Source organism: Priestia sp. YIM B13551 (assembly GCF_042787905.1).
Lineage (GTDB): Bacteria > Bacillota > Bacilli > Bacillales > Bacillaceae_H > Priestia.
In genome coordinates, this window is sequence record NZ_JBHZOX010000001.1 from 1,053,178 (window position 1) to 1,066,588 (window position 13,411).

The 13,411-nt window shown below is 32.8% G+C and carries 12 protein-coding genes; 5 read left to right on the top strand and 7 right to left on the bottom strand.

What is annotated here, in order from left to right:
- Positions 1-441 precede the first annotated feature (441 nt).
- Entirely contained in the window at positions 442-720 is a 279-nt protein-coding gene (locus tag ACFX4N_RS05365) for an HU family DNA-binding protein (protein ID WP_057274801.1), read from the top strand.
- Positions 721-902: 182 nt separating this feature from the next.
- Here the strand turns inward: ACFX4N_RS05365 and ACFX4N_RS05370 are convergent, their stop codons facing one another.
- Together ACFX4N_RS05370 and ACFX4N_RS05375 are read right to left on the bottom strand one after the other, a co-directional pair.
- Positions 903-1,175 (bottom strand): stage V sporulation protein S, encoded by a 273-nt coding sequence (locus ACFX4N_RS05370; RefSeq protein WP_057274800.1) that lies wholly within the window; start codon positions 1,173-1,175, stop codon positions 903-905.
- Between the two features lie 167 nt (positions 1,176-1,342).
- Positions 1,343-1,606: a hypothetical protein gene (locus ACFX4N_RS05375; RefSeq protein WP_057274799.1), complete on the bottom strand. Its 264-nt coding sequence runs from the start codon at positions 1,604-1,606 to the stop codon at positions 1,343-1,345.
- 1,140 nt (positions 1,607-2,746) lie between these two features.
- Here ACFX4N_RS05375 and ACFX4N_RS05380 point away from each other — a divergent pair.
- Entirely contained in the window at positions 2,747-3,121 is a 375-nt protein-coding gene (locus ACFX4N_RS05380; RefSeq protein ID WP_055992243.1) for a hypothetical protein, read from the top strand.
- A 207-nt stretch (positions 3,122-3,328) separates the two neighbouring features.
- On the top strand, positions 3,329-3,703 hold the full coding sequence (locus ACFX4N_RS05385) for an iron chaperone (protein ID WP_055992245.1): 375 nt from the start codon (positions 3,329-3,331) through the stop codon (positions 3,701-3,703).
- Positions 3,704-4,074: 371 nt separating this feature from the next.
- Here ACFX4N_RS05385 and ACFX4N_RS05390 read toward each other — a convergent pair whose 3' ends face one another.
- From ACFX4N_RS05390 to ACFX4N_RS05405, 4 genes are all read right to left on the bottom strand, one after another.
- Complete coding sequence (locus ACFX4N_RS05390; protein ID WP_057274798.1) at positions 4,075-4,968, bottom strand: hypothetical protein; 894 nt, start codon at positions 4,966-4,968, stop codon at positions 4,075-4,077.
- A gap of 446 nt (positions 4,969-5,414) precedes the next feature.
- Positions 5,415-5,999 carry an ATP-dependent Clp endopeptidase proteolytic subunit ClpP gene (gene clpP / locus ACFX4N_RS05395; RefSeq protein ID WP_055992250.1) on the bottom strand — a complete coding sequence of 195 codons (585 nt, stop codon included), beginning with the start codon at positions 5,997-5,999 and terminating at the stop codon, positions 5,415-5,417.
- A 778-nt stretch (positions 6,000-6,777) separates the two neighbouring features.
- The gene (locus tag ACFX4N_RS05400; RefSeq protein ID WP_057274797.1) at positions 6,778-7,218 is read right to left on the bottom strand and encodes a YaiI/YqxD family protein; all 441 of its coding nucleotides are present in this window, start codon (positions 7,216-7,218) and stop codon (positions 6,778-6,780) included.
- A 1,625-nt stretch (positions 7,219-8,843) separates the two neighbouring features.
- Positions 8,844-9,305 carry a MarR family winged helix-turn-helix transcriptional regulator gene (locus ACFX4N_RS05405; protein ID WP_057274796.1) on the bottom strand — a complete coding sequence of 154 codons (462 nt, stop codon included), beginning with the start codon at positions 9,303-9,305 and terminating at the stop codon, positions 8,844-8,846.
- 171 nt (positions 9,306-9,476) lie between these two features.
- On the opposite strand from ACFX4N_RS05405, the gene ACFX4N_RS05410 reads away from it, so the two are divergent.
- Positions 9,477-10,247 (top strand): SDR family NAD(P)-dependent oxidoreductase, encoded by a 771-nt coding sequence (locus ACFX4N_RS05410; RefSeq protein ID WP_057274795.1) that lies wholly within the window; start codon positions 9,477-9,479, stop codon positions 10,245-10,247.
- A gap of 237 nt (positions 10,248-10,484) precedes the next feature.
- Here ACFX4N_RS05410 and ACFX4N_RS05415 read toward each other — a convergent pair whose 3' ends face one another.
- Positions 10,485-12,098 carry a C40 family peptidase gene (locus tag ACFX4N_RS05415; protein WP_057274794.1) on the bottom strand — a complete coding sequence of 538 codons (1,614 nt, stop codon included), beginning with the start codon at positions 12,096-12,098 and terminating at the stop codon, positions 10,485-10,487.
- Between the two features lie 529 nt (positions 12,099-12,627).
- Between ACFX4N_RS05415 and ACFX4N_RS05420 the strand changes: the two genes are divergently transcribed.
- Positions 12,628-13,251: a cell wall hydrolase gene (locus tag ACFX4N_RS05420; RefSeq protein ID WP_057274793.1), complete on the top strand. Its 624-nt coding sequence runs from the start codon at positions 12,628-12,630 to the stop codon at positions 13,249-13,251.
- The last annotated feature ends 160 nt before the right edge of the window (positions 13,252-13,411 follow it).

Genomic DNA, 13,411 nt, shown 5'->3' on the forward strand with positions numbered 1-13,411 from the left:
ATGACGACATATTATTATTCAGCTAAAGGGCGTTTTAATGACATAAGAATCACAGAAATGATCAAACATTTTTATAAAAGAATAATTCAGTTGAATAATTCAGTTGAATAATAGAAGAAACTCGTCAAAAAAGTAGCCTTTGCTCAACGGGAGCAAAGGCTTGTTAAAATCCAGGCGATTGGGGAATACGCTATTAGTTTGAGCCAAATTAAAAATTCATATACATGTTTTTATATTATATAGGTGTGGATTTTGATGCGGATGACTCCATTATCTTCCTTTAACGGATTTCATTTCGTCACAGCGCAAATCTCAGTATCTATTTTAATGAATTATTTTTTAAACCCTCAAAATAAGGGCTTATGTTTGAACCTTTTATAAAGACTATGATATGTTTTACGTATACATACTATATGGCAATAAGAAATGAGGCATTTAAATATGAAAAAACCTGAATTAATCGATGCAGTTGCTACAAAATCCGACTTAACAAAGCAAGATTCGAAAAAAGCTGTAGATGCGTTGTTTGAAACGATTTCTAATACACTTGCAAAAGAAGAAAAAATTCAACTACTTGGCTTTGGCACATTTGAAGTACGTGAACGTGCTGAGCGCACAGGTCGTAACCCTCAAACAGGTGAGGAAATGACCATCCCAGCTTCAAAAGTTCCTGCATTTAAGCCAGGAAAAGAATTAAAAGAAGCTATTAAATCACTATAAATTGGAGATTAATTATAGAGATGGAAACATCAATTCCAATTTTATTATGGTGTATGTTCTCAAAAAGACTACCCGAGTTAGTTTTTTTGCGTTTAAAAATGTATACTTTATGCTTTTTTAGTTTATATAACTGCAATTATCGACAATAATAAGCTAAAAAGCCCTTTTTACTTAACGCAAATCTATCGTTTTTTTCTAGGGCCTAAAATTAATTTGATTCCTGTTCTTTCTTCATTATCGATTAAAATATTTGTAAACCCAGGAACAACAACCAAATCAACACCACTGGGAGCTACGAATCCCCTTGCAATCGCAACAGCTTTAATCGCTTGATTTAAAGCGCCGGCTCCCATTACTTGAATTTCTACATTACCTCTTTCTCTAAATACGGCTGTAATTGCACCTGCAACTGAATTTGGATTTGATATTGATGATACTCTTAATATAGTATCCATATAAAGTGCTCCTCCTGTTATTTAATCGATTTATTTGATCATTGGAACGAATGTAATTGACGTATCTTTAAATCATATTCATATCCCGATTAAACTGAACTATTAAACCGTTTTCTAAATGGGTGCCTCAATTAAAGGATTTAAGACATACATCTCTTAACTTTTGTTTATTTCCCGACCATTCCCATGATAAATGGAGTAAGATCACTCAACTTTGTTTTATCGCTAAGAACTTTCAAAAAGACATTAGAGACATGTTCAGGTATAGGTGTTCGACTATCTACAGTTGCTGTCAAAAAATAATATAAAAAATCAAAATGATTTCCTCTTTTCATTGCATCACTCAAATAATGAGCATAAAGATTATTATTTGATAGCTTCCTCTTTACGACTGTTCCAAAATCATACAATTCATTAACAGCTGTATTCACAAGGTATTCCTCCTTCTAAAATTCAGACAGTTAAAAACCGGATACCACATAGTTACTATAAACTGAACGAGAAAACTTTTTAACTGCGTGTAGAAAAAACACTCTATTTTCTATAATGAAAATGCTACGTAATATTGCAGGTGGAAGCTGTTACATAAGTGTATTATATTAGAAAATGGGAACTTGTATGGATACGCATAGAAGATAGGGGGGAAGAGAAAAATTATCCCTGTAGCAAAGGATTGTGAATTCCATGGGCAATTTAATTAGCTTGATTTGATGATTTTTGCACTAATACCATATTAAGATGACTAAAAAAATCATTGATAAACTAATAATTAGACTTTCTCCTTACCAGCTTTAAAGAAAATTAGGAGGTTTTATTTTATATATATTCTTTTTTCAACTAAATTCCCCTGCTCTATTTCTTCTAGTAAATCTTTAATCTGCTTACATAAATTAATCCTCAAATTTAACATTACGTTTTCTTTTGACGTCAAATTAGCTCCCTATAAAAAGATTTATAACAGCAATAAACGACCTATTCATCCGATTAGAATCATAAAGTCGCCTACATTATTTTCATTTTCATTTTTTATCCTTCCAGGATTTACATACGGAAATTCATATATTGTTTGGTATGATAAATTCTGCATAAGTATACTTAGATGAAAAGTATAACTATAATTTTTATAGATTTATTTATCTATCTTTAAAAAATTCAGAGGCTGGACCTTCCATTAATAAATTTCCATCTAAGTAAAACTCTACTTTTTCTTTTCCAGTGATTTTAGCCATAGCTTCCACCTCCTTTTCCATAAGTTACTTGCACTTAATATTTTATATTATTCTGAATACTATCGATACCTATTTCCTATATTGGTTTAAAGATAAGTTGGATAAGGTTGCAGGAAGTACAAATTGAATACCGAATTATCCTTAACAAATAGATTTCTTCTTACATCCAAAAGTTTTTTGTATGTTAACGAGCATGTATAATACCTATACTGTTGAAAAGGAGATGAGTGCTAGTTGTATTCTAGGAGGGTAACGAAGTATAACCCCTTAAAAAGAGATAATAATGGTTACTTTCTCAATGATGAATGGACTTGTTTTTCTGAAGTAGGAGTAAAGATAAATATGGATGAGTATTTGAAAGTGGAAAAAAATTATATTAATGCGGTTGTAACATTCATGAATGAAATGAATATTAACAAACTTTATATAAAAGGGTTAGAACAATGGTCTGAAGATATAGAAGCTCAAAATGCAACTGAATTTATATCAAAATTATGGATAGGACAATGGATAAGTATTCAAGAAGTAAAAGAGCTAGTAAAGCTAACATTACGAAATGCAGTGTGGTGTAAATTAGAGTTAGGAAACCAGTTCTTTGTCCATTTTGGCTATGATTATTATATGTACATAGGAACCTCTCACAAATGTTCTAATGCTTTAGAAAAAGTAGTTTTAACAGGTTTACATGTTGAAATGGTTGATTCTCCGTATCTATAACTTTGAAAAATAAATTTCTCAAATGTGTGTTATGTAAAGAATATTAGTTAATTAGCAGGGTTTGTAATTATTTCCTTGTAATAGTAAGAGTAGAAAAGATGATGAAGTAATATTTTACACATGACAAACACACCGGCTAAGTCGATGTCAAATTAGCTAAGAATAATTAGATAGTACTGAACTAGATTATAGGAGGAAGAAAATAGTATGACAAACACCATTGAAACAGTAGAACAGTATATGGATCAAGTAGTGCCAGACAATCGAAAGCATGATTTGATCCAACTTCGCAACTTAATTATTCAAATAGTACCTAATGCTATAGAATCAATTAAATATGGAATGCCTTATTATGAACTAAACGGTTCACTATGTGCATTTGCTTCTCAAAAAAATTATATGAGTCTGTACTTTCTAAATACTCCTATTCTGCAAAAGAATATAGATTCTTTAAGAGACCTAAATGTCGGAAAAGGATGTATTCGATTCAGAAATATTGATCAGCTTTCGATAACTGTCATTCAGAAAATCTTAGAAGAATCAGTGGAAGATAACTTGGCTCGTTATAATGATCATTGCTAAATGCAATATTATTGGATTAATATCATGATAAGAAAAAAGGTATAGTGATAGTATTACTCCTAATCACCTACCGATAATTCGTGTTCGTAACTGAATAGCAGGGTTATATTAAGTGAATGCAACAAGAAAATCGTAAGCCATACAAGGTTGAAAAGAGAAAAAACAGCAGGCTTGTTAGACAGCCTGCTGCAGAAGACAAAATGGTTTTAAGGTATTGGTATTAAACTAACTTTAAGAGTCTGCTCTATTTAAGAAGCGCATATCTTATGGTATTCATTCTTAGCTCTGCGTTCACTCAGTTTAATGAAGTCCTGTCTCAACTCCAATTATACTTCCTATCTTATTTGGATCTTTCACTAAATTCACCAATTTCAACCAGTAACTTTCATTTTTCGTAACCGGTCTAATCGTTTTTGAATGCCCCTAGTAGAACGTCCCATTAATTCGCCTATTTCTTTTTGAGTACGGCCTTCTCCGTAAAACATGTTCCTTAGGCGAGTATCTTCCTCATCGTTCCAGTTTTTGTTTTCATTCCTAGGACGAGTAAGATAATCAATATCCCTTTGTTTATCTACCCAATCTGGCTCTGGAACAAGAGCGTTCTTTGGCACTTTATAAAAATTAATAAGCCCTCTATTCTGTTCAACCCATCCCCAAAAAATCAGTACGTCAATCAACATAAATTCACGCGTTTTCGCTACCATCTTTTTATAGGGCATTTTGTTATTCTTAATCCAGTTGTAAACAGTATGAACATCAACTTGAAGACACTCGGCTAATTCGTAGACTGTAATGTTTGTTGTATTTGCTTTTGCTCCATATACACCCAAACGATTTAACCTAGACTCTAAGGCTTTTACAGTTCTTTGTAAACTTTCTGATATATGTTTAAGAGGTGCGGAGCCGTAGTAATTTAATAGGTACTCATCTTCTTCATCCGTCCATCTACGAACTTTTTCTTTCCATTCAAGATTTAATACTTTGATACGTGTAACAACAGAACTGGCTACTTTCCCTAAATGTTCGCCTATTTCACGATTACTCATGGTATCGATGTTTTCTTTGAGAAAAGTATCTTGATTCTCCGTCCAGTTTTTGCGTAACCGTGTTTCTTCGGTCCGAAGTTTTAATCTACTAATACGTTTATTAACAGATTCTTTACTCCGATTTAAATGTTCGCCAATTTTTTGTAACGTCATTCGTCCATATTGTACTGTAACGAATAAATCTTCTTCGTCCGTCCAGATTCTCTGACTCTTACTCAACGTTATCTCACCCCTTTTCATCTAAAAAATAAAGAAGTCAATAAAAAAGGTGTTAGTGTGTGTACTATCTCCCTTGATGTTCTTAATCATTTTATGGTCTAACTGTGTTGTCCTCTTAAATTATCCAAATTATAGGTCGTGGTATTTGGTATATTTAATAATCTGTAATGTTTCTACCTAAATAAGTGCTACTTTGTCATACTAATTATACACCCTTTTTAAGTAGTAGTATCGGTATGACAAAGAGAGGAATAACCTTTTCAAAAAAATTCGGTAACAAAACCAGATAAACCTCAACTGATATATTTTATTGAATAAAAAAGGAATTTTTTCTCACTCAAGGAATTATCAGTTTCATTTTCTATTATGAATATTTGATGAATGTTATATCTAAGTGTTGATTTTTTTGTGCATAACACCATTGAATCCCTAATCCCTCTTTGCTCTTAAATTTGTTTTGTTAGAATTTGATCAATTAAACCATACTCTTTTGCAGAATCGGCATTTAGAAAATAATCACGATTTGTATCTCTTTCAATTTCTTTTATTGTTCTTCCTGTATGGTAAGCCAGTAACTTATTTAGTCGATTCCTCATACTTAAGATTCTTTTAGCACTAATATCAATGTCAGATGCTTGCCCCTTAGCCCCACCTAATGGTTGATGAATCATAATTTCACTATTGGGAAGGGAAAATCGTTTTCCTTTTTTACCACCTGCAAGTAAAAAAGCCCCCATTGATGCAGCTATTCCAATGCATAATGTACTTACATCAGGACGAACTTGTTGCATGGTATCGTAAATTCCCAAGCCATCTGTGATAGATCCTCCTGGTGAGTTAATGTAAATAATAATGTCCTTTTTGTCATCCTCTGCTTGCAGGAACAATAATTGTGCAATGATACTACATGCAGTTTCGCCATTAATTTCTCCACTTATCCAGATAATACGCTCTTGTAATAATCGTGAATAAATATCATAAGCTCGTTCACCTGTTCGTGTTTGCTCAATTACATATGGGACAAAGTTCATTTGATTTCCTCCATCTTCAAGAATTCAGTTATTTTTATGTGCAATTTGGTTTACGATGATAGCCATTTCATAATCAACCATAATTAATATATGCTTATCTTTTAATTTTAAGGATCTTTAAAATTTAGTTCTTCCTAATAAAGCAGTCCCAAAAGGTACACCTTTTTAGACGATGAAAAAATGATTCGAAAAACGTCTATTTAAATGAAAAATATACTTTTACGGACAAAATATTTAAATCTATTATACGATGTGAAAGTCATTATTATCGTTAACAAAATAAAAAGCAACCTCGGCATTGGCAAGCGAGGTTGCTTTTAATAGGGTTCACACGTAGGTGAATATGAAAGAAATAACTGCAAATAAACAATAGCACATTTTTGCTGGAGATACTATATTTTTCCGTATAAGCATATGTATAAAAGGTGCACTTTTTATACGTTCTTGTTTCTTTCAACTATCCAAAGAACATAGTCATATCAACGATGCATAAAAAGTTGGATGATTCGGGTGAAGAATCCTTGGTGGAAGCCTACCGCCCCAAGGGTTCTTTTGCTTTCTTATCTCCGTAAAGAGACATTATGTTAACAAGAATTGTGCTCTTTCTTTTTGTTAAGGGCCCTTTTGTGGAATAATACTTAATGAGCGAATTAGGTAAATTTTGTTGAAGTAAATAGAGAAGATTGTTAAGAAATGTACTTAAGCTAACGGAGCAGGTTAGTTTAATATTTGGACAATTTATTTTTCTAGGTTTTTCTTAACAATGGATGATTCTTTTTTAACGTGAAATCGCTCTTTTAAAAAGCCCCTTAAATTTCTCCTTATCTTCTGATGTAAATGGTTTTGGCCCCTTTGTACGCTTTCCGCTTTTTCGAGCCATTGCACTCAAATAACGTGTTTGTAATAATTGGTCAATGTTTTCATTTGTATAGCTAGACCCATTATGGTGAAGTACCGCACACCCTTTTGCTAAACCTAGCGAAGCAAGACCATAATCTTGCGTAACGATTATATCTCCTTTTTCTGCTAACCTCATAATACGATAATCCGCAGCATCTGCTCCAGAATCAACATAAATGGTTTCCACTCCTGATGGTTGTTCCGCATTAGAAAAATGAGAAAAACTAGTGACAAGGATAACAGGAATTTCAGCATTCGTACCTTCAGAGATAATGATATCTTTTACTGGACAAGCATCGGCATCAACATAAATTTTCATCTTAACCTCTCCCTGTAAATAAGTTTGAGTTGATGATAATGGCAAATTTAGCCTTTGTCAAACGATAAAGATGGTTTACCTAAAATTATTTAAAAACAGTTGTTCTATTAAAGGGCGCGTTTGTTGAACAAGAAGTAAAATGGTGATGCATATTATACATGACTAATATGTATCACTATCTATTTTTTTATGACTTTTTACGATTTGGTCTTGATAAGCTTTTGCGTCTATTCCTGAACAATCAAGATTGTTCTAATTGTGATTTATAAGAGAAAATGAGAAGCTAATTTGAGCTTACGTAACCTTCTAACTTATAAAAAGGTTAATTACTTTTTGTGCGTATAATAAGGTTTATTTAGTAGAGTAAATAGACGTTTTGTCATTAGTTTTCCTATAGTATAAAAAGGTGTACCTTTTTGGATTATCTACATTGGGCAGCCTTCACCATAGACTACCTATACATAGTTAGATTAAATAACAGCGCCCTGATTGAATTGGGAGATCTTTTTATATTTTTTTCGCTAGAAAAAATATAAGCCTGAAGGCTAAAAAATCACCCTAAAGGTGACTAATCTAGTTAACAGAATAAAAGGCTACACCATTTTGAAATGATGTAGCCTTTTACTTTTAAGTATTAGATGAAATTTGCAAAAAAATAATCAGTTCCTCTACAAATATATCACATTCATATGAGTAATAAATAAATTATTTTGGAATTTCTGCATATGTATAAGCGTAACATTTTTTATGCAGTACGTATTATTCAGCAAAAGCTCGTTTTTTAGTTTGGTTCTGGAAAGAGGCATTATGTGAACTTACTTATAATAAATTGCACTTAGTAAAAAAAGAATCCTTTGCTACAAGCAGAAAAGGATTTTTAAATTTATCGGAACAGGGGGAATACGTTATTAGTCTGGCCAGTTTTATAGATTAATATACAGGAGAAATAAAAAAGTTATATTTTTGATTCTATTAGTTGTCATTTCAATCTTTCGTATTCATTAATGCTCCACAAATCCGTTATTTTATGACCATTTAAGAAGATAAAGCTAAGAGTCTTTGATAAAAGGGCTTTTTAGCATTCTATTGCTGATAGTGGTGACTATGGTAACTAGTTTTTTTGGTAGGGCACGTAAACTGTAGATGGAAATGTTATGCTCAACAAAAAAGAAGTTTTAACCTATACATATGTGGTACACAAATAGTACAGGGCCAATAGAAGAAATTCTAAGGCTATTGTGAAAGGTTAAATACTTAGCTTTATGAAGGGGACTGGTTCGGTTTTGAAAGACGTAACAGCAACTTCAGCAAACGTATTACCCCAATTGACAAGTAGATATTCTGATTTAACGAACGGCACTCTCGTTATGAACCGATATACGTAACGAAAGGGCCTCACAAGGGCAAATGAACATGAGAAATATTCTTTATTAAGATTAGAAGAGCCTGCATCATTTTCGGTGCAGGTTCTTCTAATCTTGATTATATACAGTAGAAAACAAAAAATAATTGATAAGAAAAACACACAAATAGCCCAAGTTTATATATATTGTATCCTCTATGAATCAATGTAACACTTTATTATTATCTTTGTAGGATAATCAGTTAAATGGGTACAACGAAATCTAGTGATTTAATTTCCTCGAAAGAAGTTTTTTTTCACTATCAGTATTGATAATTTGACTCGACAATATACTGTTTAATTCTTTGATTGAAATAATATTACTTAAATTTTTTTCTATTTCATTATTAAATAAATTCTCAATTTCTCTAATCTTAGGAACTAAAGATCTACCATGTTTAGTTAGATGAAGAACAATTTTTCTACTATCTTCAATAGACTGACTTTGAAATACGGCATCTCTATCTACAAGCCGTTTTACAAGTCTACTTGGGCTTTTTGATTCACATAAAAGTAAATTTCCAAGCTCAACAAGTGATAAAGGCTCGTACTCGCTTAGAACCATAATTACCTCACTTTGACTGGGGGTAATATCTAGCTCTTTTTTGAGTAGAGCTCCGAATTTTTTAGTACCTTCTCTTTGAACACATTGGATTAAATATCTAAGTTCATCTGTATCATTCATAAAATATTCTCCTCTTTATTCCATTATACATGACCTATCATTTATATCAATTTAGCATATAAATAAAATAAAATCTATTGACTAATGTAATATAATGTATTAAATTGATTACACGACATCATTTACATGACATTGATGTCGTGTAAATGATAATTGGTGAAGGAGATAACTATGAAAAAAACAGTTTTAGTAACAGGAGCTTCATCTGGAATAGGAAAATCGTTTGCAGAGGAATATGCAAAAAAAGGATTTGATGTAGTTTTAGTAGCACGATCAGAAGATAAATTAATGGCTATATCAAAGGAATTAGAAAATAAATATAATATTGAGACTTATATCATATTAGCTGACTTATCAAAAGAGTATGAAGCTAAAAAAATACATAGTATTGTAAAAGAAAAAAAACTATCTATTGATATTTTAGTAAACAATGCCGGCTATGCTTCAAATGGAATATTAACCCATGTGGAATTACCAAAACAACACGAACAAATAATGGTAAATTCAGTTGCGGTCGTAGACATGTGTTATCTATTCATCGAAGAAATGGTCAGGAATAATGCTGGAACGATTATTAATGTAGCCTCCACTTCAGCTTTCCATCCTATTCCATATATGTCGATTTATGCAGCAACTAAAGCTTTTGTTTTATCATTTACAGAAGCCTTAAGTATTGAATACAAAAATAAAGGTATCAAAATCATTGCTATTTGTCCTGGTGCGACAGATACTAATTTTTTTGCTAATGGTGGAGTTTCATTTGGCAGTAAACGTACTCCTAAAGATGTCGTTAACACCACTTTTAAAGGTATAAATAGAGGGAGAATTTCAATTATTGATGGAACTAACAATATATTTACTAGCATTGTTCTCCCAAAAATTCTATCACGTAAAAATATGGTGAAAATGGTAGGGAATATAATGAGCAAACGAATAGATTAATTATTATTGAACTTAGATTGAAAAATGATTAAATAGTAAAAATCTCATCACGATTATTTATAGAAGTAACTATTTATAGAAGTAACTATTGTAGTTATTGAGTTCAGTTACACAATTAATTGGTTCTGGTGCAAGTATAATACGATTTTAAAAGATTCATTTCAATTATCTTGAAGTTTTTGCACCAGAACGAAAACTTCTCACCATCACATAATTAAAGTGATGATGAGGAATGATTTACTCTCCGATGTTAATGCGTCTGGCACCATAATAAATGGATTTCCAATAAGAGCTCACTTTATAATTAACAATTCGAACTCCTTCGTTTCTTGAAACCACTGCAATTTGTCCATTTCCAACATAGATGGCAGGGATCATGCTATTGGATTCAAAGAATATAAGGTCTCCTGGTTGTAAATCCTCTTCTTTCACTTCTGTTCCTTTTTGAAGCATGTCTTTCCCATAACGAGGTAAGTCGATGCCTACTTGTTTATAAACATATTGGACAAACCCACCGGTATCAAATCCTTCCGGTGATGTACCCCCTGATTGGTAAGGAACATTTAGAAGGTCTGTTGCTTCTTTAACAACTGGGATATTCTTAGGAATGACAAGAGTATTCATTCGTCTAATACCAGCGAATTTTTCCGTATAGAAATTATAGGACAAGTAATTGATTCTCACCTCTGCTGTATCAGTTCTTGAGGCATGGATCATTTGATTGTGTCCTGCATATATCCCCACATGGGATATGCCTGGACGATGCGTATCTTGAAAGAATACTAGATCGCCTACTTGAATATCTTTCTTTTCAACAGGTGTACCTAGCTCCCATTGCTGCTCAGGTGCTTCAGGCAAATAAATTCCCATCGCTTTTTCATACACATATTTTGTAAATCCAGAGCAATCGAATCCATTTGGTGTTTTACCACCTTCGACATAAGGTACTCCCATGTACTTCAAAGCCTCAGTGATTAGTGGATTTTCACGATCAATATCTGGAACTTCTGTTATTCGTTTAGCTCCATAAAAACGACTATTCCAATAAGAAGAATCCTCAAAATCAATCGCTGTGATGCCTTCTGAAGGTGAACTGTAAATCATTTGTCCATTTCCTAGATAAAAAGCCGTGGTTGTAATATCTCCTGTATCCGTATTTTTAAAGAAAAGGACGTCACCAGGCTGAAGATTTTCCTTTGATATGGTTTGTCCTAAACTCCACTGTTCACTGGAGTTATCTGGAAGTTTAAGATGTAAGGCATGTTCAAACACATACTGAACGAATCCTGCAGAACTAAAGCCCTCATCAGGCGTCTTTCCATTGCTTGAGTAGCCAACTCCCACATATTTCATTGCTTCTTTTAAGAGAGGGGATTCGACTTGATAAAGATTATCAGCATCGAGCCGTTTAGCACCAATATACCTATCTTCGTAGTAGGATCCCTCTGTTAGTTCAGTCTTTATGACGCCCTTTGAAACAGAGCTAATGATAATTTCATTATTTCCATTGTAAATCCCGACACTTGTGACATTTTCCGTATTTGCCCCTTTAAAAAAGACGAGGTCACCAGCTTTTAGATCTTCCTTGTTCACATCTTTACCAAGCTTGAATTGTTCTCTTGGATACAAAGGTAAATCTACATCTTTAGCTTCTTTAAAGACATATTGAATTAGTCCACCTGTACTGAATCCCTGATTGGGTTCTTGGCTGTCTGTAAGGTAAGGAACACCCAAATATTTTTGAGCTGTTTCTGAAATACTTAGTTCTTCATCCGCAAAGGCTGTATTTGCGAGAAAAACGGAGAGAAAAAAGACTCCTAGGAATAAACATGTATGTAACCACTTTGACAAATCTCTCACTCCTTCCTTTTTACTTCTCCATTATTTCGACAATTAAAGTTAGATACAATGGTTTGAATTACCTGTTTTTTTCGAAATAATAAACATCTACTAGCAAAAATAGGATTTCATTTTATTAGAGAGGTAAGTTCGATTCCACTAGGAAGTTTTTCACCTCTTTATATCTTCCTCAAGTATTTGCACCAGAACCTCCTATTCTACGATATTTTTTCTTACTTTTAATAGACAAGGATGCTGGGGAATGTATGGAGAAAGACCTATCTTTTATAATATCTCTTCCCTCCGAACTGCAATTAAACTAATTTTTTTATTTTTTTACATTTTTAGGTTTTGGAATTTTAACCTTTTATGTTTAAATGTAATCTTAATGGGTATTAAACCCAGGTTTCTATATTAATTGAATCTAAACATACTGAAGGGAATGATTTAAAAAGAGAGTTTAATAAAGATTTTGATTAACGTTATCTTTATTTTATTTATAATCACAGAAACCAAAATGGAAAAGGGGCTAATCTATTTGATGAATTTTCAAAAATATGGAGCAATTATCCTTTTTGCTCTTATTATTGCTTTATCGTGCCAAATCTCAAAAACAGAAGCTGCTGGGGTATTAGAGCCTGCCAGTGAAGAAAATCAAGTTTACTTACTACAAGAGCAGCTTCTAAAAATGGGGTATTTACAAACTTCTCCTACAGGATACTATGGTCCTGCCACAGAAGGAGCTGTAAAAGAGTTTCAACAAGATACAGGTCTTGGCATAGACGGTAGAGTAGGAGCACGTACATATAAACAACTGATAAATGTGGAACAAATGGCCCGCGTTGTAAACGGAGAAGCGAGAGGAGAAACTTATGAAGGAAAAGTAGCTGTTGCTTCTGTCATATTAAATCGACTTGAATCCCCCGGATTTCCAAAGACGGTTTCTGCAGTCATTTCTCAGACGAATGCTTTTACCTGCATGGATGATGGTCAGTATAATTTGACTCCGAACCATTCAGCATATCAAGCTGTTATTGACGCATTTCAGGGGTGGGATCCTTCAAGTGGATCTGTCTATTATTACAATTCTTCTATAGCTACTAACGAATGGATTTTCACACGTTCTACGGTCAAAAGAATAGGGAACCATCTATTCGCTCGTTAATACAAGGAGCTAAAACAGAGAATGAATCTTTCCTATAAAGCTTTGTAATTAATAAAGATGATTTTTTACATAGACTAAGGAAAGTGGGATTAAACCTAATATAGTAATCTTTATCACACATAAAAGCCCATGGAATTTTATTCCGTGGGCTTTTTCTACG